Source organism: Halomonas sp. I5-271120, assembly GCF_030553075.1.
Classification (GTDB): Bacteria; Pseudomonadota; Gammaproteobacteria; order Pseudomonadales; family Halomonadaceae; genus Onishia; species Onishia taeanensis_A.
Genome location: NZ_CP130701.1, coordinates 1,821,941 through 1,846,652, shown reverse-complemented (window position 1 = coordinate 1,846,652; position 24,712 = coordinate 1,821,941). Strand labels below are relative to the sequence as shown.

Genomic DNA, 24,712 nt, shown 5'->3' with positions numbered 1-24,712 from the left:
CGGCGGACCCTGCGGCCGCCTATGCCATCCAACCGTCCCTCTAACCAAGAGACTCATGATATGCGCCACACTCTCCCCTTCGGGCTTAGCCTGGTTGCCGCCAGCCTTGCCGTAACGCTTGCCAGCTCGCCGCTGTACGCCGCTGAGCCTATCGACGACGAACCTATCAATGTAGTGGCGAGCTTCAGCGTGCTCGCCGATATGGTCGAGCAGGTCGGCGGCGAGCACGTCGCGGTCACTGCGCTGGTCGGCCCCGACAGCGACCCGCATATGTTCTCGCCGAGCCCCACCGAGGCTCGCGCGGTCGCCAAGGCCGATCTGGTGGTCTTCAACGGCCTGAACTACGAGGGCTGGATGGAGCGGCTGATCACCGCCAGCGATTATGACGGCGCCCTGGTGACCGCCACGGACGGCATCAGTCCATTGACCTTCCAGGGACACGACCACGGCGATCATGAGGCTCACGCCCACGGCCAAGAGCACGATCACAGCGGCCATGACCATGCACAGGGCAGCCCGGACCCCCACGCCTGGCAGGATTTACGCAATGCGACCACCTATGTCGCCAACATCCGCGATGGTCTGATCGCCGCCGACCCGGCGCATGCCGACGCCTACCGCACCAACGCCAGCCGCTACAGCGAGGCCATCACTGCACTGGACGAGGAGCTTCACGCCCTGCTCGCTGAGGTGCCCGCCAGCAGCAGCGTGATCACCGGTCATGAGGCCTTCGACTACTTCGCCAACGCCTATGGCATCAGCTTCCTGTCGCCGACCGGGCTTTCCACTTCGGCCGAGCCCTCGGCGGCCGACCTGGCCCGACTGATCGACGTCATCCGTGACGAAGGCATCAGCGCGCTGTTCAACGAGAGCATGACCAGCACCGCGACCCTCGAACAGCTCGCCGAGGAAACCGGCCTGCCGATCGCCGGCACCCTGTATTCCGGCTCGCTATCGGCCGAAGGCGAGGCCTCGACCTATCTGGGCATGATGCGCCATAACGCCCGCGTGCTGCATGATGCCCTGGGCGTAGCCGGCCATCAGGCCGACCATGCGTCTGAACATGAACATGAGCATGAACACTGAGCATTAACACGCGACAAGAGCTACTTCCTTTGGCGCTCCCTGCGGGGGGCGCCTTTTTTATGGGATGCTGTCAGCAAGGCTCACCGCTCGCCAGGAGGCGTCATGCTCGAGATGCGCGATATCCGCAAGGCCTACGCCACCCCGCAGGGGCCACTGGCGGTGCTCGACGGCGTCGACCTCACGCTTGCCGCTGGGGCAAGCCTGGCGCTGATGGGCGAGTCCGGCAGCGGTAAGTCGACCCTGCTGCACCTGGCCGCCGGCCTCGATACCCCCGATAGCGGCGAGATCACCCTCGACGGCCAACGTCTCTCGACGGCAAGCGAACCCGCACGCGCCGCCCTGCGCCGCAACCGGCTGGGGCTGGTTTTCCAGCAGTTCCATCTGGTGCCGAGTCTGTCGGTCGCCGATAACCTCACCCTGCAGGCTCGCCTGGCAGGGCGCGAGACGCCGGTCTGGAGCCAGGAGTTGCTGACGCGGCTGGGGCTTGCCGAGATGGCCGACCGCTACCCCGAACAGCTCTCCGGTGGCCAGCAGCAGCGCCTCGCCATCGGCCGCGCTCTGGCCGGGCGCCCGGCGTTGCTGCTCGCCGATGAGCCCACCGGCAACCTGGATGAGACCAGCGCCGAGACAGTGCTGACGTTGCTGCTGGAACTGGTCCGCGACAGCGGCTGTGCGCTGTTGATGGTGACCCACAGTGCGCGGGTAGCGAGCCGCCTGGAGCGGCGCCTGGTGCTTTCCCATGGCCGGCTGCTGGTCGAGGAGGCCCACTGATGGCCAGGCGCGGCTCCCCTCACCTGGCTCCTCATCTAGTCATGGCCCGCACCGCGCTGGTCACGCTGCTTTCTCACTATCGCCGTCATCCGGGGCAGCTGGCCATGCTGCTGGTCGGGCTGTGGGTGGCCAGTGCCCTGTGGAGCGGCGTGCAGGCGATCAACGCCTCGGCCCGCGACAGCTACGCCCGCGCCGAAGCGCTGCTTTCACCCAGCCTTGAGCGCCTCGAACGCCATGACGGCGAGCCCCTGACCTACGCCGACTTCACCACGCTGCGCCGCGCCGGCCTGCCGGTATCGCCGCTGATCGAAGGCGCCGTTGAGCTTCAAGGCGGCGTGCGCCTGAGCGTGCTGGGCATCGAGCCGCTCAGCCTGCCGGTGGGCGGCGTCGGTGGGAACGGCGCTGGTGGAAATAGTCATGAAAGCAGTGGCGGCAACCCTACCAGCCTGCTGCAGCCTCCCGGCCAGGCTCGGCTCGCCCCCGAGACGCTGGCCACCCTCAATATCTCTCCAGGGAAACGGCTTATCACCGCAGGCGGCGAGCGTCTGCCGCCGCTTGCCACCGACGCCCAGCTGCCGCCGGGCACTCTGGTGATGGATATCGCCCGCGCCGCCGACCTGCTCGAGCGCGGCACTCGCATCGATACCCTGCTGTTGGCCCCGGGCACCAAGGCAGCACTGCCCGAGGCTTACCGACGAACGCCTGCTGCCCAGGGGCTGTCGCCCGGCCAGCTGACCGAGAGCTTCCACCTCAACCTGACCGCCATGGGCCTGCTGGCGCTGGTGGTAGGACTGCTGATCGTGCATGCCGCCCTGGGCCTCGCTCTGGAGCAGCGCCTGGGGCTGTTGCGTACCATGCGCGCCCTGGGTGTGCCGGGGCGTACCCTGGTCGCCCTGCTGGCCATCGAGCTCACCTTGCTGGGGCTGGCCGGCACCCTGCCCGGTATTCTCGCCGGGCTGTGGCTGGCAAGCGTGCTGCTGCCGGACGTAGCGGCAAGCCTCCAGGCGCTCTTCTCGGCGTCGGTCGGGGCTAGCCTGTCACTGCCCTGGCATTTCTGGGCCGGTAGCCTTGCCATCACCCTGGGCGGCCTGGCGACCGCGGGCCTCGGGATGCTGTGGCGCACCGCACGGCTGGACATCCTCGCCCTCGGTCACGCCCAGCCTTCCCGCGCGGACAGTCGCCGCCAGCACAAGCGCCAGGCGGGGTTCGCCACCTTAGCCTGGCTGGCAGCGCTCGCGCTGTGGGCCTGGCCGACGCCCTCCGGCACGCCAAGCCTAATCGCCGGTTTCGCCATGGTCGCGCTGGCGCTCGCCGGCAGCGCGCTGAGCCTGCCGGTGCTGCTGGGTGCGGCCCTGGAAGGCCTCAAACAATCGCTGCGTGGTAACTCGCCTCGCAGCGCCCTGATTCGCTGGGCGCTGGCCGACCTTCAACTGCAGCTGCCCCGGCTGCAGCTCGCGATGATGGCGCTGCTGCTGGCGCTTGCCACCAATCTCGGCGTCGCCGGCATGGTCGGCGGCTTTCGCCTGACCTTTCTCGACTGGCTCGACCAGCGCCTGGTCGCCGATCTTTACCTGCGCCCGCCGCCGGCGGCCTATGACACCTGGCGCGACTGGCTCGAGGCCCGCCCCGATATCGCCACCCTGCTCGAGCGCCGCGAGGCCGAGACACGCCTGATCCGCGCAGAGGGCGAGCGCCCGGTGGCCCTGCAGGGCATCACGCCAGACCCGGCGCTGACCGCAAGCTGGCCGCTGCTGGCCACCCTGAACGACCGCGCGGCGGCCTGGCAGGCGCTTGGCGAGGGCGAGGCGCTGATCAACGAGCAGTTGGCGATCGCCACCGGCCTGGCCCCGGGCGACATGCTGACCTTGGCAAGCCCCAGCGGGCCCTTCACCGCGCGGGTGGCAGGCATCTACCCGGACTACGGCAACCCCCGCGGCGAGGTGACCCTCTCGGTGGAATACCTGATCACACGCTTTGCGGCCAGGCCTGGCTCAATGGGGCTGGTGCTCACCCCGGGGCTGGCGACGGCCGATGAAGCCGCCCTTCGCCAGGCGCTGACGCGCCCCCTGCCGGCGGCGGGCGAAGCGCCAGCACCGTCGCTGATCGACCAGCGCAGCCTGCATCGTCAGGCCCGCCAGGTCTTCGAGCGCACCTTCGCCGTGACCCGGGCGCTGACCGGCCTGACGCTTGGCGTCGCCGCACTGGCGCTGTTCACCGGCCTGCTCGCCCAGGCCCGCGAGCGCCGCGCCCGGCTGGCGCCGCTGTGGGCGCTGGGCCTTGGCCGCACCACCCTGCTCGGTGTGACACTCGCCCAGCTCGGTGGCCTAGCGCTGGCCACGGCGCTGCTGGCGCTGCCGCTGGGGATCGCGCTGAACTGGGCCTTAGTCGCCGAGATCAATGTCGCCGCCTTCGGCTGGCGGCTGCCGCTGCACGTCTTCCCCGCGGCCTGGGCGCAAGCGTTGGGGCTCGCCGTGCTGGTGGCCCTGCTGGCCGCCGCGCTGCCCGCCTGGCGGCTATGGCGCGCGCCGCCCCGCCAGTTGCTCGAGGAGTTCTCCGCCTCATGAACCGTCGCTCGCCGCTACGCCGCCTTTTCACTCACCCTGTGCGCTGGAAGCGCCTGGTACTGGCGGGGCTGGTGCTGGCTCTGGTGCTGGGGCTTGCTGTTAGCCTCGCGCTGCTGGCTTGGCCGACACGCCATTCGCCTCCTCCCACAGCACAGGCGTCCACAATCCAGGCGTCGAACGGCGGCTTCGCGGGCCTTGGCCGCGCGGCCGATGGCTTCACGCAAGCGAGGCCCGGCCAGGCGCTGCGCTTTCCCAAGGACCACGGCGCCCATCCCGGCTTTCGTACCGAATGGTGGTACCTCACCGCCAACCTTCACGATGACAACGGCCGGCCGCTTGGCGTGCAATGGACGCTGTTTCGCCAGGCGCTGGCGCCGCCTGCTGCTCATCATGGCGCGAGCAATGAAGCCGGCTCTACGACTACGTTCCCGGACGTGAACGCCAGCGCAACCAATCCATGGACCTCGAACCAGCTATGGATGGCCCACGCCGCCGTCTCCCGGGGCGATCAACATGTAGTCGCCGAACGCCTGTCACGCGGCAGCACGGGCGGCCTTGCCGGCCCGGCGGGCGTGCGCGCAGAGCCCTTCGCCGCCTGGGTCGACGACTGGCAGATGACCGGCACCGCACCCAGCACTACCTCAAGGACTATCCCAAGCACTATCCCAAGCACTATCCCCAGCACTATCCCCAGCACTGTCGATGCTCTGAGCCAGCTGAGCGTTACTGCCACGTTGGATGACACCAGCGGCTATCGGCTGACGCTGACCGCCGAGGGCCCTCTCGTCGCCCACGGCGAGGCCGGTTTCAGCCAGAAGGCCGCCGACGGTCAGGGGTCCTACTATTACAGCCAGCCCTTCTACCGGGTCGAGGGCGACGTGACGCTTAACGGCGCCACCCATCGCGTCAGCGGCCAGGCCTGGCTCGACCGGGAATGGAGCAGCCAGCTGCTCGGCGAGGCCCAGCAGGGCTGGGACTGGCTGTCGCTGCATCTCGCCGATGGCACCAAGCTGATGGCCTTTCGCCTGCGGGGTGGCGTGGCAGATGAAGGAGAAGCGCAAGGCGATACCGGTGACTACCTGTCCGGCAGCCTGATCAGTGCCGATGGCACCCTCAGACCACTCGGGCCCACCGAGCTCTCACTGACCCCACTCGCCGAGAGCTCGGTGGCCGGTCGGCGGCTACCCACCCGCTGGCGACTCGAAGTGCCAGGTCATGGGCTCGACCTGACGGTCGCCGCACGCGACCCCAACCGCTGGATGACGACTCAAGTGCCCTACTGGGAAGGCGCGGTGACGGTCGAAGGCCCCAACGGCCGGCCGCGCGGGGAAGGCTATCTGGAAATGACCGGCTACTGAGCTCACCGTCTCAACCATCAACAGATCAACCAACCACATAACTTGTACAGCGCCCGGAGCCGGTGTTAAGGGCAGGAGCTAAGGGGCCGAAACTAGAGACCAGTGCAGAGGACCAGCTCGCTGCGCGGCTCGCGTGCAACGCTCTATCGCTCATCAGCGGGCTTTGATTTAGCTTTCAGCGACTCACAAAGCACTGGACAGTCGGCCAATTAGTTCTACATTAATTGTACAACTTCTCTACTGGAGCCCACCGCCATGGCCGCCGACGACACTTCCATCCAAGACTATCCCGTGCCCGAGGCGCAGTTCACTCTCGCCAGCCTCTCCCACGCCCTTCATCAGGGCATGTCGCCGATTGTCGAGGTCAAATCCATGGATGGCATCTATTCGGTGCGCTTCCATCATGCCAACGGCATATCGAGCCTGGTCGACGGGTCAGGGAGTGTCTGTACCTTCAAGGGCACCGGCGAAATCCGCGACCTGATGGGGTCGTTGGGCCTGACTCACGGCGTGCTGACCTGGGCCGACCAGTGCGGTGACGAGATGATCGGCGTGCCCAGCAAACCGATCACCGCCGAGGAAATGCTCACCTACGGCACCCGCATCGCCTTTCGTTAAGCCCGGTGACATGCACTCCATGACAAACGAGGTCCGATGATCGGGGCCCGACGAACGGATCTTGCGAAGTGAGTCTTTACGAACCAGTGCTGACAAATCAGTCCTGACAGATAGGCCCTGACGAACCAGTCCTGACAGATAGGTCCTGGCGCACAAAAAAAGACCGCCCGAAGGCGGTCTTTTATCGTTTCTAACGTTGTCGTTGCTAGCTTGCCCTGACGTCAGGGCAGCAGCGAAGCGATCAGGACTCGAAGTCGAAGGCTTCCTGCAGGGCAGGCCAGGCCGGCTTGCCGTCGATGGTGGTCACGCCATCTACAAAGGCTTCGATACGATCCGGATGCTGGTTGATCCACTCGATCGCGACGTCGTCCGAGTCACGCTCTTCAAAGCTGAACTCGTAGATCATCGCGCTTTGATCGTCGGCGCTGAAGGTCAGCTGATCGAGCAGGCGGGTCGCATTGGGATGCGACTCGGAATAGGGCTTGTTGAGCAGCGTACGGACATCACTGCCGCCACCGTCCGGGCCCCACATGTCCTCGGTGTCTTCGAGATAGACCACATCGTATTCGATGTTCATCCAGTGCGGCGTCCAGCCGGCGAAGACGATCCACTCATCATTGTTGATGGCGTTCTTGACGGCACTGAGCATGCCCGGCGTGGACGTTTCCACCGGCTTCCAGTCACCCAGGCCATAGGTGTCGTTGTCGATGGCGCCGTTGAGCGTGTCGCTCATGCCGGAGCCGACTTCGATGGAGTAGATTTCACGACCGAACTTATCGGCGAATTCCGGCTTGTCCAGGTCACCGACCTGCTTCACGCCGGCCTCGGCCACGTAACGCGGCACGGCGAAGCCGATCAGGGCGCCATCGACGTTGTTGCCCAGGTCGACCAGGGTGCCCTTTTTCATTGACGCTTCGAACATCGGCTGCTGAGCGGGCAGCCAGGCCGCCATGAAGGCGTCGACTTCATTCAGGTTCAGCGCCTCGTAAGCGATAGTCGCGCCAATTTCCTGCTGGCGGGGCTCATAGCCAAGTGCCGTCAGCAGCTCGGCGGCGAGCTGGGTCTTGACCGTGACGCCCGGCCAGGACGGCGTGGCGAAGCGGATCTCGGCGCTTTCATCAGCGGAGGCGAGAGCCGGCAGCAGAGCCAGGGGGGCGGCGATGAGGCCGCTGGCGAGGATGCGAGTCATGGGACGGTAGGGATTGTTCAAGGGATGAATCCTTGGCAGATCATGCCATGAATGGGTTCGGCGCAACGCTACTCCTATCTAGCGTTGGTCGCAAAAAACGCCCCGCATGGGGCGGAGCGTTTCTGACGCCTTTTGGCAAGGTTATGCCTAGGTCGCCGGCTCAATCACCGACTCAGTCGCCAATTCCGTCCTCAAGTCAGTCCCCAATGCTGGCCAGGCGCGCGGCTTCGACGATCTCGATCCAGTAGCCGTCGACGTCCTTGACGAAGACCACGTCCTTCATCTTGCCCTGATCGGCGCGCTTGATGAACTCGACCTCATTGGCGTCGAACCATTCAACGGCAGCGTCCAGGTCCGGCACAGAAAAGCAGATGTGGCCAAAGCCCTGAGGTTCGGCGTTGCCGTCGTGGTAGGCGAAGTCCTCCTGGTTCTCGGTGCCCCAGTTGTGGGTCAGCTCGAGCAGGCCCTTCTGGCTGAAGGTCCAGACGGTGCGCTCCCGCTGGTCTTCAGGCACCTGGTCGCCGTCCTCGAGCCGCGCCAGGAAGTACAGCGAGAAGCCGAGTTCCTCGAAGTCCAGCTTGCGCAGCACGCGCATGCCGAACACGCGGGTATAGAAGGCCAGCGACTTGGCAGGGTCCTTGACCCGCACCATGGTGTGGTTGAGGCGAAAGCCCTGGGACTCGGCGGTTGGCGCCTGAACGCCGGGGTGCTGCTCTCCGGTAAAGCTCATGGGATCTCCCTTCTGGTCATTGCAGTTGATTAGGGTATGGGGGCGGCCCGGGACAACTTCCACCCCCGTGTAATGCGCAGGCTGGCCTAGATGGCACCCTCCTTCATCAGCTGGCCGATATGCTCGGCTTGGCGAATCGCCAGCGAGACGATGGTCAGCGTCGGGTTCTCTGCCGCCGACGTCGTAAACTGGCTACCATCGGAGATGAAAAGGTTAGGAATATCATGGCTCTGTCCGAAGCCGTTACAGACCCCATCCTGGGCGCGCTGGCTCATGCGGCACGACCCCAGGTTGTGCGTCGAGGGGTAGGGCGGTGTGCGATAGATGTTCTTGGCCCCTACCGATTCGTAGATCGCCGAGCCTTGACGATAGGCATGCTCGCGCATCGCAATGTCATTGGGATGGTCATCGTAGTGGACGTTGGCCACCGGCATGCCGAAGGCATCCTTGACGTCGGCATTCAGCGTGATGCGATTGCTTTCCCTGGGCATGTCCTCGCCGACCAGCCACATGCCAGCCATATGGTCGTACTGGTCGAGCGCGCCCGTGAAGTCACTTCCCCAGGCGCCGGGATCGAGGAAAGCGGCCATGAACGGCAGACCCAACGATAAGGTTTCCATCTCATAGCCGCCGACAAAACCGCGCGAGGCATCATGATGCGCTTCGTCGGAAATGATCCCGGCCATGGTGGTGCCACGATACATGTGGACCGGGTCGTCGAAGGTGGCATACACCGAACCGGTGGTGTGACGCATGTAATTGCGACCGACCTGGCCTGAACTGTTGGCAAGACCATCTGGAAACAGCGATGACGCCGAATTGAGAAGCAGCCGCGGTGTTTCCAGTGAATTCCCGGCAACGGCCACCAGCCGCGCCTTTTGACGCTGCTGATCCCCATTGGCATCGAAATAGACCACGCCTGTCACCCTGCCCTGGGCATCATGCTCGATATTGGCCACATGCGACTGGGGCCGCAGCTCCATGTGGCCTGTGGCGATCGCCGCCGGCAGCTCGGTGTAAAGCGTCGACCACTTGGCGCCGGTGCGGCAGCCCTGGAAGCAGAAGCCGCGCTGCTGACAGGACGCCCGGCCATCCCGGATCTGGCTGTTGATCGCCATGTGTCCGGTGTCGCATTCATAGCCCAGGTTCTTGGCACCGGCGTACATCACATGGAAGTTGTTGTTGCCCGGCAGGCCGGGAATGTCATTGGTCCGGGTAACGCCCATGCGGTCCTCGGCTCGCGCGTAATAGGGCGCCAGCTCATCATAGGTCACCGGCCAATCGAGCAGGTTGGCACCCTCGACCTTGCCGTATTCGCTCAGGGCTCTAAATTCATGGGGCTGAATGCGCAGGCTGGCGCCGGCCCAATGCACCGTGGTGCCTCCCACCGACTTGACGATCCAGGCCGGCAGATTGGGGAAATCCTTGGCCAGCCGAAAGCTGCCGGACGTGGTTCGTGGATCCAGCCACGCCAGCTGGCTGAAAGACGCCCATTCGTCGGCCAGAAAGTCGTCGCGGGTATGAATCGCGCCGGCCTCGAGCACGACGACATCAATGCCCTGCTGGGCAAGCTCGTTAGCGAGTGTGCCCCCTCCGGCGCCGGAACCGATGATCACTGCCACCTGATCGTCGTCATGCTGGAAGCGTGCCTGGTTGTCAGTCATGGCCATGATGGCTCTCCTCTACTTGTATCGTTTTTTATCTTTTTTAGGGCTCAGGACGGCACTTCGCCGGGCATATAGCCGTTGGCAGGCTGTGGCGGCTCAGGCAGCCAGGTCAGGTCACTGAACCCGTTGTAGAGGTAGCCCTTGTCGCCCTCCTCGCCCTGGTAGCCGAAATGGGTGAAGGCCAAGGGATTGTTGTATAGCGAGACGATGGCAGTGGAACGAACCTTCTCGAAGAAGGGCGTGCCCTCCAGCGAGGCGACCCGCAGGTACTGATCATCTGGCGCGAGCGCCAGCCAATCGCCGCTGGCATCATCATCGAGGGCCTTGATTCCACCCTGGAGCAGCGTTCGGTTCGCCTCAGCCTCGGCGGCACGGTCCAGGTCCTTGACCACGAAGGCATAGACGGCATCCTCGAGGCCTGGATGCGGGAACAGGTGTTTAGTGACCTGAAGCAGCACCTCGCCGTCGTGGGAACCCAGCACATCGAGCGGCATGGCCCAGCTACGACTGGGTGCCAGCAGGGCGATAGGTCCACTGGCGAAGGCCAAAGTACCCACCAGGGCACCGCCGGTCGTTTGCAGAAAGGTGCGGCGTGATAGCGATGTGGACGGCATGGCGGTTCTCCCCATGGAATCAAACGATGAGGACACAGCATCACGCGGCGACCTCCCAGGCTTTGATGTCTCACCATGCCAGCGGCACGGAGGCATCTTGTTCTGAGGCTATGCCTGAAATAGAGGGCTGGGGTAACAGCGGATTACTACTTAGCCGAAGGTAGAAGTTAAGCGCTTCGACATGGCTCTCTGCTCAGAGCGAAGCTAATGTAGAAATAATTACCATCCTCTGCGGCGGGTATCTCCATGTGTCATGTTTATGCGTCAACGCACCCCAAGCGCTATGAAAGCACCACCCGCTCGGTCCGCCTGCAGGGCAGCGTGACCAGCGTCAGGCTGGAAAACGAGTTCTGGGATATCCTCGACTGCCTGGCAAGCGATCAGGGCATGACGGCCGGGCGCTTTATCAGCAAGCTCTATGGCGAAGTCATCGCAGAAAAGGGCAGCGTTCCCAATCTGGCCTCTATGCTGCGAGTGGCCTGTGCCGTCCATCTTCACCTCGGCAATGTGCCGACAGCGCTATCGCGCCAACCGGCCTAGACACGACGACATGGACAGGCACGACGACATGGACAGACACGACGACATGGACAGACACGACGACATGCACAGGCTTCTTCCTACATCTCGACGCGCCAGGCTGGTAGATCTGCTGACACCGTTTCTGTTGACACTGCTTCTGATGACGCTGCTTTCCGGCTGTGCCGGGCCCCGGCTCGCCACCAACGATCGTGATGCAGGGCTCTCCATCGAGCGGGTGCTGGTGCTCGACCAGGCCCGCGATGCCCTCGGCACGCCCTACCGCTGGGGCGGCGCCTCGACAAACGGGCTCGACTGCTCGGGGCTGGTGCTGGTCAGCTACCGCGCGGCAGGGCTTCACGTACCGCGCACCGCCGATGATCAGTACCGAGCTCTACCACCTATCGAGGCGGCACGCCCGGGAGATCTCTTGTTCTTCGGCCGCGGTAGCCGCGCCAGCCATGTGGGCATCTATGCAGGCAACGGCCAGATGATTCACGCCCCGGGACGCGGGCGACAGGTCACCACGACCTCGCTGGACCTGGACTACTGGCAGAAGCGTTTCCTCGGTGCCGCCGCGCCGGCCCCCTGAAAACGCTGGCAAGCGGCGCTGGCCGCGACGCCATCATGACTCGCGGGTTATTTTTCACCATATCCTTATGGGAAATCGGCTTATGGTAGGCCTTGTTTCCCGGCCTCCTCGTCCTGATATAGGAGGAGAGGCAAGATGTGATGATCACAGACTTCCAAGGAGGACAGCATGGCTCTGCAACTTGGCGATATCGCTCCAGACTTCACCCAAGACAGCACCGACGGCCCGATCAACTTTCATGAGTGGGCCGGCGACAGCTGGGTGATCCTTTTCTCGCACCCCAAGGATTTCACCCCGGTCTGCACCACCGAGCTTGGCGAGGTCTCGCGCCTCAAGCCCGAGTTCGACAAGCGCCACACCAAGGCGATCGGCCTGTCGGTGGACCCGCTTGACGATCACAAGGCCTGGGTCGGCGACATCCAGGAGACTCAGGGCCAGGCGCTGAACTTCCCGCTGCTGGCCGATGCCGATCGCAAGGTCAGCGACCTGTACGGCATGATTCATCCCAAGGCCAACGACACCCTGACGGTGCGCAGTGTCTTCATCATCGACCCCAACAAGAAGCTGCGCCTGACCCTCACCTACCCGGCCAGCACCGGGCGCAACTTTGACGAAATCCTTCGGGTGCTCGACAGCCTGCAGCTCACCGACGGCTACAAGGTGGCCACCCCGGTCAACTGGCGCGACGGCGATGACTGCATCATCGTGCCTGCCGTCAGCAATGAAGAAGCCAAGACCTTGTTCCCGAACGGCTGGGACGAGCAGAAGCCCTACCTGCGCGTTACCAAGCAGCCCAACAAGGGCTGAGGCAAGAACCCAGCGCCGGACATCTCAACGCGTGCGGCCCGACCGCTGCACGCCCAGCGTGAACGCTGACAACCGGCAGCAGACCGCCGCCCCCTGGGGCGGCGGTCTGCTTTTTATCGATAAGGTTATAAGCAAATCGTCCTAGCAGAACTTTCCGAGCCACTGATCCAGCCGATATGATCGGCGGCCCTTTTCGCCTTCCGGAGATTGCTCATGTTGCGCTTCACCCGCCGCCTGGGCGCCATGGCCCTGTTGTTGCTCGCCCTGCCCAGCCTGGCCCAAGCACAAGACGCTGATGACGTCACTACCCTTCAGGTCGGCTACATGCCGATCCTGCCCGTCGCGCAGCTGTTCGTCATGGAAGGCGAAGGCTGGACCGAGGAGGCGGGCCTCGATCTTGAGCTGACCCGTTTCTCCAGCGGCCCGGCCATGGTTCAGGCGCTGGCCTCCGGCGAGCTGGATGTCATGTACTTCGGCATAGGTCCGGCCATGGTGGCGCGCGCCAACGGCGTGCCCATCAAGGTGCTGGCCGCCAGCATCAAGGAACAGATCGGCCTGGTGGCCCGCGGCGACTTCGCCGGCGAGTTCGAGAACGCCACCGCCCAGGAGGCGATCGCCCACTTCACGAAGACCCAGGGCCGCAAGCCCAAGATCGCCACCTTCCCCAAGGGCTCGGTGCCGGACACCGTACTGCGCTACTACCTGACCCAGCAGCTCGGCCTGTCGCTGGATAGCGTGGACATCGTCGCCATGGGCGCCGACCGGGTGCAGCAGGCGCTGCTTGCCGGCGCCGTGGATGCCGCCTCGATCCTCGAGCCGATCCTGACCACCGTGCAGGAGCGCGACGACAGCGCTCGTGTCGTCGCTCGCGGCGGCGACATGCTGCCCAACCAGCCCGGCGCCGTGCTGGCCGCCCGCGAGAGCGTGCTCGCCGATGCCCCCGACGCGATGCAGCGGCTGATGACGCTGCACATCAGCGCCACCAACATGCTGATCGACGATCCCGAGCGGGCCGCGCCCCATGTCCGCGAGTTCGTCGGCAAGCGCCTGGTGCCGCTGGCCACCGTCGAGACCGCTCTGCGCTCGCCGTCGTCCAACTACCTGAGCGACCCGCACGCGATCATCGACGCGACCCGGGTGATGCGCGACTTCCAGCTCGACAACGGCACCCTGCGCCAGTCGGTGGACATCGATGCGCTGTTCGACACCGGCCTGTATGACGCGGCCAGCGCCGCACTGGCCAAGGGCAACGACGCCGAGACCAGCGCGCCGTGATTCGGCTGTCGCGCCCCCGCCGTCTGCTGATCAGCGCCCTGGGCCTGGCCGGCTTCATTGCCCTGTGGGAGGCGAGCCTGCGCGCCGGCCTGCTGCCGGGCAACCTGGTACCCTTGCCGTCGAGCATTCCCGGCGTGTTCTGGGCGGAGATCGCCGACGGCATCTGGTTCGAGGTGGTGCGCTCCAGCCTGTCGCACTACGCCGTTGGCGTGGCGATCGGCTCGCTGCTGGGCATCATGGTCGGCGTCGGCGCGGCTCTGGTGCCGACCTTCAATGCCCTGCACGCCTGGCTCGCCCGGCTGCTGCGGCCGATTCCGCCGCTGGCCTGGATTCCGTTCGCCATCATCTGGTTCGGCGTCAATCCCACCGCGGCGGCCTTCATCATCAGCATCGGCGTGTTCTGGATCAATTACTTCACCAGCTACAGCGCGGTGAGCTCGGTGGACCCGGGCTATGACGAGGTCGCCCTCGCCTTCGGCCAGCAGCGCTTCGTGGACCGCCTGGCCAAGGTCAGCCTGCCGGCCGCGGCGCCGGGCATCCTCGGCGGCCTGCGCGCCGGCCTTGGACAGGGCTGGATGACAGTGGTCGCCGCCGAGCTGTTCGGCATTCCCGGCATCGGTCAGCGCATGATGGAGGCCTCGGGCCTGCTGGCTACCGATATCGTAGTGGTCTACATGCTGACCATCGCCGGTCTCTATGCGCTGTTCGATGCGCTGTTCATGGTCGTCCAACGGAGGATGCTGCGGTGGCAACCCTGAGCGATACCCCTTCACTAGACGATGCGTCCTCTCTGAATGCGTCACCCACGGCGGTGCTGCGCGCCCGGGGTGTCAGCCTCGGCTTCGATGGCACGACCATCCTGTCGGGCGTCGACCTCGAGGTGCAGCCCCGGGAGTTCGTCGCGGTGGTCGGTGCCTCCGGGGTCGGCAAGTCGACCCTGCTGCGCGCCCTGGCCGGGCTGATTGCGCCCCGTCAGGGGCAGGTCGAGATCCCCGCCGGCAACAGCGCCGACACCCGGGCCTGGTCGATGGTCTTCCAGGCGCCGCGGCTGTTCCCCTGGCGCCGGGTGCGCGCCAACGTTGAGTTGGGCCTCGAGGGCCTGGCGCTATCGAAGGCCCAGCGACGCAAGCGCGCCCTGGAGCCCCTGGCACTGGTCGGGCTCGATGGCTATGCCGAGCGCTGGCCGCACACCCTGTCCGGCGGCCAGCAGCAGCGGGTCGGCATCGCCCGGGCACTGGCCGTGCGGCCGCGAGTGCTGTTCATGGACGAGCCCTTCTCGGCGCTGGATGCCATCACCCGGCGGCGCCTGCAGACCGAGCTCGTCGACCTGCGTCGTCGCAGCGAGGCGGCAATCGTCTTCGTCACCCACGATATCGAGGAGGCCGTGCTGCTGGCCGACCGGGTGCTGGTGCTGGGCGGAGGAACGGACGATGCCCCCGCCGGCATGAGGGATGTGGTCGATGTTGCGTTGCCCAAGGAGGAGCGCCGCGAGCACGCCGGCTTCGCCGATTGCGTGCAGCGCATCGAAGGCCTGATCGGCACCTCGGCTGCCGATGAATCCTCCTGATACGCTTATTCTGATCAGGCCGCCTGAAAGGGCGGTTTGACCGGGCGGCCTGAAAAGGCGGCTTGAACTTGCAGCCTAAGCGGTCTGCTTCAACGATCACGCTGAGCCGTCTTTCTCAACCGTCTTGAACATCCGCCTTATCGGTCCCTTCCATTCCGCCTTTACATCACGCTTGTACATCACGCCTGGAGTCCCGCCATGTCGACCCTCAACGTACTGCTGCACGCCCCCACCCCCGCCTCGCTTGCCAGGGCCCGGCGCAATGCCGTCAATCTGCTGGCCGCGCGCCCGGACGCTAAGGTGCTGATCGTGGCCAACGGCGGCGGTGTCGCGGCAGCGCTGGAAACACCCGATGCGGCCACCGACCCGTTGCTGCGGCTGTGTCGCAACTCGCTGGCGGCCCAAGGGCTTGAGAACGCGGCAGGCATTGAGGAAGTCGAGGCGGCAGTGGTCACGCTGGCCGAGCATCAGGCCGCAGGATGGGGCTACATCCGCTGTTGAAGATGTCCGCTAATATTCGGATAAGGGCGACTATCTTAAGCCGGCGTTAAGCCAGCCCACCCACACTATCAGGGAAGCTCATGGAGGCGACCCTGATGCCCTATCACCAAGCCACACCCCTGCTCGACGCACTGCCAGAAAGCCTAACCGGCGGCACTGTATCAGGCACCCTCTCCAGCACGCTGTCAGGCACCCTGCCCGACCCGCTGCCCGGTGTGAGCTCGGTCGAGCGGCCTTGCGACAGCGAAGGACCACAGGCAGTGGCGCCGCTATCCTGGCATATCGCCGAGAACCGGCATCAGCAGTCAGCGCTTGAGACCCTGATCCGGGAGCGCTTCGCGTGCGATCACGGCGCTCAGGTCAGCCACTTTCTGACACGCCTGCTGGGCCTCTGGCAGGGCGAGCTTCCTCAGGCGGCGGTCGGCGCCCAGTGCGCCGACGACTCCCCCCTGTTTCTCGAGACCTACCTCGACACCTCCATCGAGCGGGCCCTGAGTGAGTCCTTCGGCCAGCCGGTGGAGCGCTCAAGCATCGTCGAAATCGGCAACCTGGCCTGTAATCGGCCAGGGCTGCAGCGCGCCCTGATCCTGCACTTGATCGAGCAGCTGCACGAAGAGGGCTATGCCTGGCTGGTCTTCACCGCCACCCCGGCGGTGCGCAATGGTTTTCGCCGGCTGGGGCTTTCCGCGAGCCCCCTGGCGCTGGCCGACCCGGCACGCCTGTCAGCCCAGAGCCGCGAGGCCTGGGGCAGCTACTATGATCTGGTGCCCTGGGTGATGGGCGGCTCGCTGGCGCTTGCCTATGCCAACCTCGAGTCGCAGGGCCTGCTGCCCAGCCGCCAGAGGGAGGGCAGCCATGTCCGCTGAACGTCAGCGTTTCCTCACGGCCCTGGCAGAGCATGCCCGGACCTGGCCCAACCGCATCGCCCTGGACGACGGGCAGGCACAGCTGAGCTACGGCGAGCTGCTCGCCGAGGTCGATCGGCGCCGTGAACGGCTGGCGGCGCTGGATGCCCGGCGCGTTGGCCTGGCGCTGGATAACGGTATCGATTGGGCGCTGTGGGATCTCGCCTTGCTCAGCGATGAGCGGGTGGCAGTTCCAGTGCCGGGCTTCTTCTCGGCGTCACAGCGAAAGCATCTGGTAGCAAGCGCGGGGCTGGATAGCTGGATCGGCGCTGCCGATGAGGCGACGGCGCTCGGCTTCGCCCCGAGCGCCGATGGCGCCACCGCCTGCCGAACGGTCGGCAAGCCTCCCGAGATGCATGCGGGCACCGCCAAGATCACCTTCACCTCCGGCACCAGCGGCGCACCCAAGGGGGTGTGTCTCGATAGCGCGGCCATGCTGCGGGTCGCCGAGAGCATTGCCACCCTCGTCGCGCCCCTCGACATCTGTCGTCACCTGGCCATGCTGCCGCTGGCGACGCTGCTCGAGAACATCGGCGGGCTCTATGTCCCGCTATGGCTCGGCGCGACCTGCCACCTTCCAGACACCGCGACGCTTGGCTGGCAGGGTGCCAGCGGCTTCTGCCCGCGCACCGCGATGTCGGTCATCGAATCCGTTAAGCCCCAGAGCCTGATTCTGGTACCGCAGCTGCTTCAGGCCCTGCTGGCGGTCGCGCCCGAGGCGCCCGAGAGCCTGTCCTTCGTCGCGGCGGGCGGTGCCCGACTGGCCCCGGCCCTGCTTGCCCAGGCGGAAGAGCGCGGCTGGCCGGTCTTCGAGGGCTACGGGCTTTCGGAGTGCGCCTCTGTGGTGTGCCTGAACCGACCCGGCGAATCGGCCGACGGCGTCGGCCGCCCGCTGCCCCATGCCGAGGTACGCCTCTCAGCCAGCGGCGAAGTCGAAATCAAGGGAGCCACCATGCTTGGCTACCTGGGCGAAGCCCCCATCGGCGCCTGGTATTCAAGTGGTGATCTGGGCCGCCTCGAGCCTGGCCCGGAAGGCGAGCGGTTGCACCTCGACGGCCGCCGGCGCGATGTCTTCATCACCGCCTACGGTCGCAACGTCGACCCTCAGTGGGTCGAATCCGAACTCGCCCTGCAGCCCATGATCGCCCAGGCCCTAGTGCACGGCGAAGCGCTAGACCACAACCGGGCGCTGATCGTCCCCCGGGACCCAAGCACCGGCGATGACACCCTGAGCGCGGCCATCACCGCGGCCAATGCCCGGCTGCCCGACTATGCCCGGGTGCACGCCTGGCGGCGCGCGACGCCCTTTACCCCGGCCAATGACCAACTCACCGCCAATGGCCGCCTACGGCGCACGAGCGTGCTCGAGGCCTACCGCGACTGGCTGACCGCCGAGGCCGAATCGACCATCACGTCGACGCCTTCGTCCGCCACGCCTTCTTCCTATTCCACAGGAGCCGCCTCATGAGCGCCTACCAACGCCTGCTCGCCGACACCCAGACCGAACGCGAGGCCATGCTGGCCATCCCGCTATTGCAGCGCGCCCAGCGCGGCGAGGTCAGCCACGCCGAATACCTGGCCTTCCTCGGCCAGGCCTATCACCACGTGCGCTACACCGTGCCATTGATGATGGCCTGCGGCGCCCGCCTGCCCGCCGACAAGGGGTGGCTGCGCGATGCCCTGGTGGAGTACATCGACGAGGAGCACGGCCACGAGCACTGGGTTCTGGATGACATTCGCGCCGCGGGCGGCGATCCCGATGCCGTGGTGGCCGCCACTCCGGCGCCGGCGACCCGGCTGATGGTCGGCCATGTGCGCGACGTGATCACCCACGACAACCCGGTCGGCTTCTTCGGCATGGTGCTGGTGCTGGAAGGCACCAGTACGGCGCTGGCCACCCAGGCCGCCGAGGCGCTCCAGCAGAACCTCGGTCTGCCCAAGGAGGCCTTTAGCTACCTGCTCTCCCACGGCAGCCTGGATATCGGCCACATGGCCTTCTTCGAGTCGCTCATCGAACGTCTCGACGAGGACGACCTGGCCGCGGTGATCGACACCGCCGCCATGGTCTACCGCCTGTACGGCGCCATGTTCCGCGGCGTCGAAGCGGCCTGCGGCGGCGGCGATGTCACCCGGGAGCTCGCTGATGCGCTGGTCTAAGCGTTTGTCCAAGCCCTTGTCCAGGCCCTGGTTCAGGAAGCCTACCCTCGTGGGCGGCTGGCCGGCACAGCGCATCCTGGTCACCGGCGCCAGCGGCGGCATCGGGCGTGCTCTGGTCAAGGAGCTGGCCGCCACCGGTGCACAGGTGCTGGCCAGCGGTCGCAACGACGAGACCCTGGCCGCCCTGGCGGCCGAGAACCCCGAGCACATCAGCGTGTTGGCCGCCGACCTGACCGACGCCGATGCTCGGGCTCGTCTGGTCGAGGCGGCGCGGCGTGCCGACTGCAACGTGCTGATCAACGCGGCCGGCATCAACCATGTCGGCCTGTTCGAGAACGAGGCCGACGACAGCATCGCCGCGCTGATCAACGTCAACCTGACCGCCACCCTGCAGCTGATCCATCAGCTGCTGCCGCAGCTGATGGCGGCCCGTCAGGGTCAACTGGTCAATGTCGGCTCGACCTTCGGCGCCATCGGCTATCCGTCGCAGGCCACCTACTGCGCCACCAAGTTCGCGATGCGCGGCTTTTCCCAGGCGCTGCGCCGTGAGCTGGCCGATACTCGGGTGCGGGTGCTGTATGTCGCCCCGCGCGCGACCCGGACCGCCATGAACAGCCCCGAGGTGGAAGCCATGAACGAGGCGCTCGGCACCACCATGGACACCCCGGAGCGGGTGGCTAGAGCCGTGCGCCGCGCCATCGAAGGACAGCGCGAGGAGACCCAGGTGGGCTGGCCAGAAGGCCTCTTCGTACGACTCAACGCCATCGTGCCGCGGGTGGTCGATCGCGCCCTGCATCGCCAGCTGCCGATCATTCGCCGCTTCGTCGGCAAGCCCTGAGGAAGACGCCATGCGCACCCACTCCTTCCAAGCTCGATCGCAGGCCCGCCATGGCCGGCGCACCGCCGGTCTCACTGCCGCATTGACCGGCGTCCTGTCTGCCGGCCTGCTGGCCCTGGCAAGCCTGCCCGCCTTTGCCATGGAACCCGCCGTCGAGGATGCCGTGCACAAGCTCCAGCAGCGCTGGGCCGAGATTCACTATCAGATGCCGGACGACGCACAGGCCAAGGCCTTCGAGACCCTGGAGCACGAGGCCGACGGTTATCTGACTCGCTACCCTAAGGCCGCCGAGCTGTATGTCTGGGCCGGCATCGTGCGCTCGACCGAGGCCGGCGCCAAGGGCGGGCTCGGCGCCCTGTCGTTGGTCAAGGCTGCGCGAGATGACCTGGAAACCGCCATCGATCTGGACCCAGCGGCTCTCGACGGCTCGGCGTATACCAGTCTCGGCGCGCTGTATTATCAGGTGCCTGGCTGGCCACTGGCCTTTGGCGACGACGACAAGGCCGAGTGGCACCTGCGACAGGCGCTGAAGTTCAACCCGGACGGGATCGACAGCCTGTACTTCTGGGGCGACTATCTGCACCAGCAGGGCCGCAACGCCGAGGCCCGCCAGGCCCTGGAGCAGGCCCTTGAGGCACCGCCACGCCCCGGGCGCGAGCTCGCCGATCGCGGGCGTCGCGAGGAGATCCAGGCATTGCTCGACCAGCTGCCGTAGACTGAACGCAGAGGCGAGTTGGCATCAGGCGCGGCCCTCGGCAGACGAGGGCCGCGTTCGTCGTTGGCGGCCGGCGCGGACCGCCGCCCCATTCACACGATCTACAGGGAGCAGGCATGCGAGTACTGCTGGTCGAGGACGACCCCAGCCTGGCATCGGGCATTCGTCTGGCGCTTAAATCCGAACATTACACCGTCGATGTGCTGGGCGATGGCCGCTCGGCCCTGGCCACCCTCAACGACGGCGAACCCTTCGACGTGGTGATCCTCGACCTGGGGCTGCCCAAGCTCGACGGCATGAGCCTGCTCAAGCAGCTGCGCGGGCGCGACAACCCGGTGCCGGTATTGGTGCTGACCGCCCGGGACGGCATTGAGGATCGCATCAACGGCCTGGATGCCGGCGCCGACGACTACCTGGTCAAGCCCTTCGAGGTCGCTGAGCTCAAGGCTCGCCTGCGCGCCCTGCTGCGGCGCAGCCACGGCCAGATAAACAGCGCTCTCGAGGTCCACGGCATCCGCCTCGATGCCGCCGAACACCAGGTCAGCTACCAGGGCGAGCCGATCAATCTATCCCGGCGCGAATTCACCCTGCTGCAGGAATTCCTGAGTCATCCGGGTCGCGTCTTCACCCGCGACACTCTGGCCAGCGTGATCTATGGCTGGGACGAGGACGTGGAGAGCAACGCCATCGAGGTCCACGTGCACCACCTGCGCCGCAAGCTGTTTCCGGGGCTGATTCGCACCGTGCGTGGCATCGGCTATGTGCTCGACAAGCCGAGCGACAGTCCCGGTAACGGCGCCTCATGACCTCGATTCGGCGCCGCACCCTCGGCCTGGTGCTGCTGATGTTCGCGACCAGCATGCTGGTCATCGGCATCACCAGCTATCGGGACGCCACCCACGAGGTCGAGGAACTGTTCGATGCACGCCTGGCGCAGAACGCGCGGCTGATCCAGGGGCTGATGCAGGCACCGCTGGCCCAGGAACAGCGTGCCGGCCTGCTCGCGAGCCTGGACCGTGCTCTGGCGCGCGCCGACAGCGCCGACATGGACGTCGCCGGCCACCGCTACGAGAGCAAGCTGGTGTTTCAGGTCTGGCAGCAGGACCAGCTGCTGCTGCGCTCGGCGCGGGCCCCGCAATCGCCGCTGGAGGTCCATCGCGACGGCTACGAGAGCGCCGAGATCGGCGACTTCGAGTGGCGGATCTTCGCCCTCACCGCCCCCGCGGACTCCGCATCACCGGGGCTCAAGGTGGTGGTGGCGGAACGTGAGGACGTACGTGGCGAACTGGTGACCCTGATCGCCCTGCGTACCCTGATCCCTGACCTGATCGGCCTGCCGGTGCTGGCGCTGCTGCTGTGGTGGGCAATCGGCTGGGGGCTCAAGCCGCTATCGCGCATGGCGCAACAGATCCGAGAACGCGACCCGCACAACCTGCAGCCGCTGATGCTGGCCCCCCTGCCGCAGGAGCTGGATACCATTACCGGCGCGCTGAACCGGCTGCTCGATCAGATTCGCGGCCTGCGCACCCGCGAGAAGCGCTTCATCGCCGATGCCGCCCATGAGCTGCGCACGCCACTTGCCGTGCTTGGCCTGCATGCCCAGAACGCTCGCGACACCACCCAGCCCGACGACCGCCGGGAGTCGCTGGACCAGCTGCAGGCCGGCGTCGAGCGAGCGACTCGGCTGGTCTCGCAGCTGCTGACGCTGGCCAGGCTCGACCCCGATCAGGATGCCGACCATCCGCGCCAACGGATCGACCTGCTCAGCGAAACCCGCGAGGCCCTGGCCAAACTCTCCCCACTGGCTGGCGAAGCGTCGCTGGAACTTCAGCTCGACGCCGACGAGACTCAGGATTGGCGACTCACCACCGAGCCCGGCTGCGTCGATACCTTGGTGCAGAACCTGGTCGGCAATGCCCTGCACCATTCCCCGGCGGGCTCAACCGTGCGCGTCGCGCTCAGCGTCGAGCCAAGCACCGCCCCGCATGCCGACCCGAGCGCGACGCACAGCACCCCTCAAAACACGGGGCACAGCAAAGAGCACAGCACGGATAAGGGAGCTGACCCACGCCATGCATCACCGCATTTCACACTGGTCGTTGACGACCAGGGCCCCGGCATTCCGGCCGCAGAGCGCCGCAAGGTAATCGAACGCTTCCATCGCGCCGGCCCGGGAGCCAGGGCAGGACTGGGGCTCTCCATCGTCGACCGCCTGGTGCAGCGTCATGGCGGTGAACTGGCGCTGGAGGGCGCGCCGCAGGGCGGTCTGCGGGTCAGAGTAGTGCTGCCGCAGGAGGCCATTCCCCCCATGCCGGCGAGTTGAGGGATACCCGCCGCGAAGCCCAAAGCAAAGCCCAAAGCAAAGCCCCCGTCGTGTCGAACACGGCGGGGGCTTTTCGTTGCGCGGGGCTCTTCGTTGCAGGGCATCGCCTCTGGGCGAGCCATTGGCGGTCTAGTTAACGTTAATCGGCTGGGTTAACTCGCTAGCGCGCCATGTCCTGGCTGGCATTCTGCAAGCCCCAGGCACTGCCGCCATCCCCCTGGGCGTTACGCTCCATCAGGGCCCGGATCGGGTCCACGGCGTTGGACGCCAGACGAGCGACAGGCTCGGCTTCCACCGAGGCCAGCAGAGCCGGCATATTGGCCCGGCTCGGATCAACGGCAAGGGGTGGCAGCGAGGCGATGGGGCCGGAAATATCGGTATCCGCCAGCCAGTCTGTGCGCTCCTGTAGGCCCAATCGGGCGAAGCCGCGATCGAGCAGGTCGGCCATGTGTTCATCCCGCGAGCGGGAGGTGAAGCCGCCCATCACCACGGCAATGAGGCGCCGATCGTCACGCACGGCCGAAGTCGCCACGTTGAAGCCTGAGGCACGGATGAAGCCGGTCTTGAGGCCGTCGGCGCCGGGATAGTTGTTCAATAGCCGATTGTGCCCGCGCTGGCGCTTGCCGCGGAAGACGAACTCGGTGCGTGAGAATTCGCCGTAGTACTCAGGGAAGTCTCGCATCAGGGCGACGGCCAGGGTAGCCATGTCCCGCGCGGTGGTGACCTGGGCATCATCAGGCAACCCGGAAGCGTTGCGAAAACGCGTCGACTCCATTCCCATCCTGCGTGCCCTAACGGTCATGAGCTGAGCGAAGGCGGTTTCGCTGCCGCCCAGGGCCTCGGCCACCACCACGGCCACATCGTTGGCCGAGCGCACCACCAGTGCAGGAATGACGTCGCCCACCCGGATGCTGTCGCCGGCGCGCAGCCACAGCTTTGAGGCCGGCATCGAGGCCGCATGGGTGGAGACCGGCAAGGCATCATCAATATCCAGCCGTCCCTGCTCGATGGCCTCGAACAGCAGATAGAGCGTCATCATCTTGGTCAGCGAGGCCGGATAGCGACGGGCCTCTTCGTTTTCCGCATAGACCACTTCGCCGCTCGCCGCGTCGGCGACGAGCCCCGCGTAGCGCGGGTTATCGGCCTGTGCCACGCCCCCTATCAGCATCAGCATCATGCCCATAAAGACACTCATCATGAGTGGTGTCGTTGCACGCCACGGCCGTGACCGGGTGGCGGGTAGCCTTGTTGTTATATCCCGCATTGTCGTTATCCCCTGAGTTCCCTGCTGTTTCCAACATGTTACCGCTTCTAGTCTCAGTATGCCGATCGCGACCGGCCTGTCCACTGTCGCGAGTCCCGGCATGGAAAAGTCATCGCAAAACGCTAATGGCCAAGCACTAATCGCCAAGATTTAATAGCCAAGAGCTATGGGAAAGATAATTGCAACTGTTTTTATAAATGAGAATCACTCTCTTATAGTGAGGCCAACGCTTACCAGAGCTCTTGACGGAGTCCCCGACATGATCAAGACCGCTACCTTCGCTATCGTCCACTTTTCCGTAGCCTTCACGGTGACCTACCTGCTGACCGGTAGCTGGGTGCTGGGCGGCGTCATCGCTCTGACCGAGCCTGCGGTAAACACTGTCGCCTATTTCTTTCATGAAAAGGCCTGGGAGCGGGTCAAACGCCGGCAAGCCCTCACTGCCGGGCAGCCTGCCACTGGACAGCCGACCGCAGGACAATCCATCTAGCGCGCCCTGACCTCGTCTTTGTCGAATAACGTCGACGATCAGCACGCTGATCATACTAGAGGTTGGCCCATGACAGGGCCATGTCACCCGCATCAGTCCCACAGGAACTCTCGCCCCACCCCGCTCTACCCAATGTCAGCGCCCCTTACCCACATAAAAACG

The 24,712-nt window shown here is 65.7% G+C and carries 25 protein-coding genes; 20 read left to right on the top strand and 5 right to left on the bottom strand.

Annotation, left to right across the window (positions count from 1 at the left end; translation table 11 throughout):
• The first annotated feature begins 60 nt into the window (after positions 1 to 60).
• From Q2K57_RS08255 to Q2K57_RS08235, 5 genes are all read left to right on the top strand, one after another.
• Entirely contained in the window at positions 61 to 1,086 is a 1,026-nt protein-coding gene (locus Q2K57_RS08255; RefSeq protein WP_304526610.1) for a metal ABC transporter solute-binding protein, Zn/Mn family, read from the top strand.
• A 102-nt stretch (positions 1,087 to 1,188) separates the two neighbouring features.
• On the top strand, positions 1,189 to 1,857 hold the full coding sequence (locus Q2K57_RS08250) for an ABC transporter ATP-binding protein (protein ID WP_304526609.1): 669 nt from the start codon (positions 1,189 to 1,191) through the stop codon (positions 1,855 to 1,857).
• Positions 1,857 to 4,421, top strand: a complete 2,565-nt coding sequence (locus Q2K57_RS08245) for an FtsX-like permease family protein (protein WP_304526608.1) — start codon at positions 1,857 to 1,859, stop codon at positions 4,419 to 4,421. Before Q2K57_RS08250 ends, Q2K57_RS08245 begins: the two co-directional genes overlap by 1 nt.
• A complete protein-coding gene (locus tag Q2K57_RS08240) occupies positions 4,418 to 5,779 on the top strand; it encodes a lipocalin-like domain-containing protein (protein WP_304526607.1) in 1,362 nt (453 codons plus the stop codon). The genes Q2K57_RS08245 and Q2K57_RS08240 overlap by 4 nt, the downstream gene beginning before the upstream one ends.
• Positions 5,780 to 6,034: 255 nt before the next feature.
• Positions 6,035 to 6,397, top strand: coding sequence for a hypothetical protein (locus Q2K57_RS08235; protein WP_304526606.1), 363 nt, complete (start codon positions 6,035 to 6,037; stop codon positions 6,395 to 6,397).
• Between the two features lie 241 nt (positions 6,398 to 6,638).
• On the opposite strand, the gene Q2K57_RS08230 is transcribed toward Q2K57_RS08235, so the two are convergent.
• The 4 genes from Q2K57_RS08230 to Q2K57_RS08215 all read right to left on the bottom strand — a co-directional run bounded on the left by Q2K57_RS08230 (position 6,639) and on the right by Q2K57_RS08215 (position 10,597).
• On the bottom strand, positions 6,639 to 7,607 hold the full coding sequence (locus tag Q2K57_RS08230) for an ABC transporter substrate-binding protein (RefSeq protein ID WP_304526605.1): 969 nt from the start codon (positions 7,605 to 7,607) through the stop codon (positions 6,639 to 6,641).
• Positions 7,608 to 7,782: 175 nt separating this feature from the next.
• Positions 7,783 to 8,316, bottom strand: coding sequence for a lactoylglutathione lyase (gene gloA, locus Q2K57_RS08225; RefSeq protein WP_304526604.1), 534 nt, complete (start codon positions 8,314 to 8,316; stop codon positions 7,783 to 7,785).
• Between the two features lie 86 nt (positions 8,317 to 8,402).
• On the bottom strand, positions 8,403 to 9,986 hold the full coding sequence (locus Q2K57_RS08220) for a GMC family oxidoreductase (protein ID WP_304526603.1): 1,584 nt from the start codon (positions 9,984 to 9,986) through the stop codon (positions 8,403 to 8,405).
• 44 nt (positions 9,987 to 10,030) lie between these two features.
• Complete coding sequence (locus Q2K57_RS08215) at positions 10,031 to 10,597, bottom strand: twin-arginine translocation signal domain-containing protein (RefSeq protein ID WP_304526602.1); 567 nt, start codon at positions 10,595 to 10,597, stop codon at positions 10,031 to 10,033.
• 246 nt (positions 10,598 to 10,843) lie between these two features.
• Here Q2K57_RS08215 and Q2K57_RS08210 point away from each other — a divergent pair, with 246 nt between their 5' ends.
• The 14 genes from Q2K57_RS08210 (at position 10,844) to Q2K57_RS08145 (ending at position 22,796) form a co-directional block, all read left to right on the top strand.
• Complete coding sequence (locus Q2K57_RS08210) at positions 10,844 to 11,137, top strand: ribbon-helix-helix domain-containing protein (RefSeq protein ID WP_304526601.1); 294 nt, start codon at positions 10,844 to 10,846, stop codon at positions 11,135 to 11,137.
• 142 nt (positions 11,138 to 11,279) lie between these two features.
• Positions 11,280 to 11,708 (top strand): C40 family peptidase, encoded by a 429-nt coding sequence (locus Q2K57_RS08205; RefSeq protein WP_304526600.1) that lies wholly within the window; start codon positions 11,280 to 11,282, stop codon positions 11,706 to 11,708.
• Between the two features lie 168 nt (positions 11,709 to 11,876).
• Positions 11,877 to 12,515: a peroxiredoxin gene (locus tag Q2K57_RS08200; protein ID WP_304526599.1), complete on the top strand. Its 639-nt coding sequence runs from the start codon at positions 11,877 to 11,879 to the stop codon at positions 12,513 to 12,515.
• Between the two features lie 213 nt (positions 12,516 to 12,728).
• Positions 12,729 to 13,790, top strand: coding sequence for an ABC transporter substrate-binding protein (locus Q2K57_RS08195; RefSeq protein WP_304526598.1), 1,062 nt, complete (start codon positions 12,729 to 12,731; stop codon positions 13,788 to 13,790).
• Positions 13,787 to 14,548, top strand: coding sequence for an ABC transporter permease (locus tag Q2K57_RS08190; RefSeq protein ID WP_304526597.1), 762 nt, complete (start codon positions 13,787 to 13,789; stop codon positions 14,546 to 14,548). The genes Q2K57_RS08195 and Q2K57_RS08190 overlap by 4 nt, the downstream gene beginning before the upstream one ends.
• On the top strand, positions 14,536 to 15,357 hold the full coding sequence (locus tag Q2K57_RS08185) for an ABC transporter ATP-binding protein (protein WP_304526596.1): 822 nt from the start codon (positions 14,536 to 14,538) through the stop codon (positions 15,355 to 15,357). The genes Q2K57_RS08190 and Q2K57_RS08185 overlap by 13 nt, the downstream gene beginning before the upstream one ends.
• Before the next feature lie 198 nt (positions 15,358 to 15,555).
• Entirely contained in the window at positions 15,556 to 15,858 is a 303-nt protein-coding gene (locus Q2K57_RS08180; RefSeq protein WP_304526595.1) for a hypothetical protein, read from the top strand.
• A gap of 95 nt (positions 15,859 to 15,953) precedes the next feature.
• Complete coding sequence (locus Q2K57_RS08175) at positions 15,954 to 16,724, top strand: thermostable hemolysin (RefSeq protein WP_304526594.1); 771 nt, start codon at positions 15,954 to 15,956, stop codon at positions 16,722 to 16,724.
• The gene (locus Q2K57_RS08170) at positions 16,714 to 18,231 is read left to right on the top strand and encodes an AMP-binding protein (RefSeq protein ID WP_304526593.1); all 1,518 of its coding nucleotides are present in this window, start codon (positions 16,714 to 16,716) and stop codon (positions 18,229 to 18,231) included. The genes Q2K57_RS08175 and Q2K57_RS08170 overlap by 11 nt, the downstream gene beginning before the upstream one ends.
• Entirely contained in the window at positions 18,228 to 18,920 is a 693-nt protein-coding gene (locus Q2K57_RS08165; protein ID WP_304526592.1) for a TenA family transcriptional regulator, read from the top strand. Before Q2K57_RS08170 ends, Q2K57_RS08165 begins: the two co-directional genes overlap by 4 nt.
• 49 nt (positions 18,921 to 18,969) lie before the next feature.
• Positions 18,970 to 19,758, top strand: a complete 789-nt coding sequence (locus Q2K57_RS08160; protein WP_304526591.1) for an SDR family oxidoreductase — start codon at positions 18,970 to 18,972, stop codon at positions 19,756 to 19,758.
• Between the two features lie 10 nt (positions 19,759 to 19,768).
• Positions 19,769 to 20,473 (top strand): hypothetical protein, encoded by a 705-nt coding sequence (locus Q2K57_RS08155; RefSeq protein WP_304526590.1) that lies wholly within the window; start codon positions 19,769 to 19,771, stop codon positions 20,471 to 20,473.
• 116 nt (positions 20,474 to 20,589) lie between these two features.
• On the top strand, positions 20,590 to 21,279 hold the full coding sequence (locus Q2K57_RS08150; protein ID WP_304526589.1) for a response regulator transcription factor: 690 nt from the start codon (positions 20,590 to 20,592) through the stop codon (positions 21,277 to 21,279).
• Complete coding sequence (locus tag Q2K57_RS08145) at positions 21,276 to 22,796, top strand: ATP-binding protein (protein ID WP_304526588.1); 1,521 nt, start codon at positions 21,276 to 21,278, stop codon at positions 22,794 to 22,796. The genes Q2K57_RS08150 and Q2K57_RS08145 overlap by 4 nt, the downstream gene beginning before the upstream one ends.
• A gap of 160 nt (positions 22,797 to 22,956) precedes the next feature.
• On the opposite strand, the gene Q2K57_RS08140 is transcribed toward Q2K57_RS08145, so the two are convergent.
• Complete coding sequence (locus tag Q2K57_RS08140) at positions 22,957 to 23,994, bottom strand: D-alanyl-D-alanine carboxypeptidase family protein (RefSeq protein ID WP_112056206.1); 1,038 nt, start codon at positions 23,992 to 23,994, stop codon at positions 22,957 to 22,959.
• 325 nt (positions 23,995 to 24,319) lie between these two features.
• Here Q2K57_RS08140 and Q2K57_RS08135 point away from each other — a divergent pair, with 325 nt between their 5' ends.
• A complete protein-coding gene (locus Q2K57_RS08135) occupies positions 24,320 to 24,550 on the top strand; it encodes a DUF2061 domain-containing protein (RefSeq protein ID WP_112056205.1) in 231 nt (76 codons plus the stop codon).
• The last annotated feature ends 162 nt before the right edge of the window (positions 24,551 to 24,712 follow it).